The 2,299-nt window shown below is 51.8% G+C and carries 2 protein-coding genes; both read right to left on the reverse strand.

The annotated features are described in order from the left end of the window. Positions 1-105: 105 nt before the first annotated feature. The gene (locus KRZ98_RS19825; protein ID WP_217674980.1) at positions 106-1,506 is read right to left on the reverse strand and encodes a sacsin N-terminal ATP-binding-like domain-containing protein; all 1,401 of its coding nucleotides are present in this window, start codon (positions 1,504-1,506) and stop codon (positions 106-108) included. Between the two features lie 234 nt (positions 1,507-1,740). Next, positions 1,741-2,031: a hypothetical protein gene (locus KRZ98_RS19830; RefSeq protein WP_217674981.1), complete on the reverse strand. Its 291-nt coding sequence runs from the start codon at positions 2,029-2,031 to the stop codon at positions 1,741-1,743. Positions 2,032-2,299: the final 268 nt, after the last annotated feature.

A 2,299-nucleotide genomic window follows, 5' to 3' on the forward strand; every position in this document is an offset into this window, starting at 1 on the left:
AAACGGACGGACCCGCTCCCACTGCTCGTCGCTTAATCCGTGTCGATCCAAGATGGCGCTCCCTTCGCCAGTCTTGAATCCGATCTGCGCGGAAAAGGGAATCCCCTAATTGTCCACAGGCCTTAGTAAGGCATGGGCTTGCAAAGAGCCAATATCCCTCAATTTTTTAACATAAGCTCCGACTTCTCGCTTTCCTTGATCCGTCAGTGTCGCGGGGTCCAATTTATCGAACAGCTTCGCGTCTTCTGGCGGGCGGGCTCCAAGTAATTTCATCGTCTGATGCAGTGCCTCATCCGCTTCGTCGGATGGCAACTTCGGCAGATAAGCCAATTTCGAGGCTTTCGCCATTGTCTGAAAGTCGATCAGATTTAGCCAAGATGGACGCAAAACTAGGTCGCCGAACCGGCCTTTCGCCTTTTCTCGGAGCGCCTTTACGAGCTCGGTCCGAAAACACGGGCGCATGAAATCAACCGATCCCAAGTCGATATTTGCCGCAAGACAAGAAAGCGTGTGATTGTCCGGTCGTTCGCCCGTCAAAATGATATCAAGCATTTCGATAACTTCTGAAGCGACATCGGAAATTAGACGCGACGTGTTTTCATCCAACACAATCCGGGTCCGAGATGGGTCGGTACTAAAATCCGCATTAATACGAATTCCTAGTCCAGACTGCTCAGTTGTGGGGAGAAAAGCGTGGACTGCGGCCTGATCCCTCTGAAGCGGGACTCGAGCGCCAAAGGACTTGGAGAAAGCGAAGTCGATAGCCGAACGGCGAACGATTTCCCATTCTTGCGTTTCGGTCTGCGTCGAAATTTCAACGCATTGTACATTATCTCGGACGGCTCGACGACAGTGAAATCGCCGTTCTTGTCCCATAACACTCAAAGTAATTTCTTCGACATTTCTTATAAACAGTAGGCAATCATCATTAATTGAGTTTAGGTCGCTAATAGTGCGTGGGAGGTCAATACCTTGAAACACGAAGAAAGTGGTCATTCCTATTCTACGAAGGGATTCGAGCACCGCATTTAACGTGTTGCTAGGCCTGGTGTCGAAGAAGTGGGGTATCCTGATAAGAGGTACCTTTTCGCGAGGTAGGCCGATTTCCCGCGCTGTAAGGTCCTTATCGAAGACAAGGGAGATGTCACCACTTATGATCGCTACCCGATCCGCTAACGCGGCTACGGATTTGAATCCGATGCCACGGTAGCCGATGGTTTCTCCTTTTTTCTTGTTAGATGCACCGGAGCGACAAACACTTTTGAGATCATCTTCGCTGAATGAACGCCCGTCATTCGCACAGATGATCTGGCCGTCTAACAAATGGACGGAAAATTTCCGCGAGCCAGCGTCATCAGCATTCTGCAATAGTTCGATAAATGAACGATCAGAATAGGTTTCAGCAATATAACTTTCTAGCTGCGCAACGTCAGAAAGCAATTGAGGCGAGGCGAGAGCCTCTTTCAGTAAATTGTTTCGAACTCGTGCGATGATATCAGTACTCATATTTATTCTATCCATCTGGTAAGGCGACAAACGAACCATAATGCTTGAGAGCAAAAGAATGCTGTCGTTACACCCATAGGCACATTTTTGCCTGCTCGGTCATAAACGGCGGATTTCAATTGTCACCGTGCCGTCTCCTAATCATCAAAAATAGACGCAAGACCGCAGGCGAATTTTGGGCGATCGTTGCGTGGACTAGGTGCTATTGCGAAGCCAATCGAGTGGCGAGCCGAATTATTGCGCCTGCAGCACCGCCATCGCCCTTATGTCCGATCCTTCCGCCTGCCCGCGCCTACCACATAGGATGCTGGTAAGGCGGCCACTCGTGCGCTGGAGCCGGGCCCAGTTCATGATGCACGTCCCGGCGCTGGCAGGAATTGGATTATCGCCGCTCGTCAAGTAGATCCGCTCGACGGCAATCATCTGCACAAGGTCGGCACCGAAGCCCTGCTTCCCCTCGATGGTTCCCGCGAACCCGAGAATCCTGCCATCGTCGCCGCTCTTGTCTGTGAATTGGATAAGCACGGTTCCGCGCTCCGTGCGAGCGATGACCGCACTGTCGCAAGCGAACCGACTAGGTTCGCCATTATCGATCGTGACACCGGACTTTGGATCACAGGTGCCATTTATCACAATGGGCTCTTCGGAAGCCTGAGCATGCACTGATGCGCGGCGACTGACAGGATGCGAGCGTAGCGACAATCAAGATGAGAATCGGTTGTTGGGGTGTCGGTGAAGGGCGGAGGGCGTAGCCCGAAGCCCGTAGCCGAGACCCCAACAACCGATGGCCCTT

The sequence above is a fragment of the Sphingobium sp. AS12 genome (assembly GCF_019097845.1).
Lineage (GTDB): Bacteria > Pseudomonadota > Alphaproteobacteria > Sphingomonadales > Sphingomonadaceae > Sphingobium.

Excerpts from the sequence above, each read along its gene's own strand:
- KRZ98_RS19825 (WP_217674980.1), bottom strand. The coding sequence starts at position 1,506 with ATGAGTACTGATATCATCGCACGAGTTCGAAACAATTTACTGAAAGAG.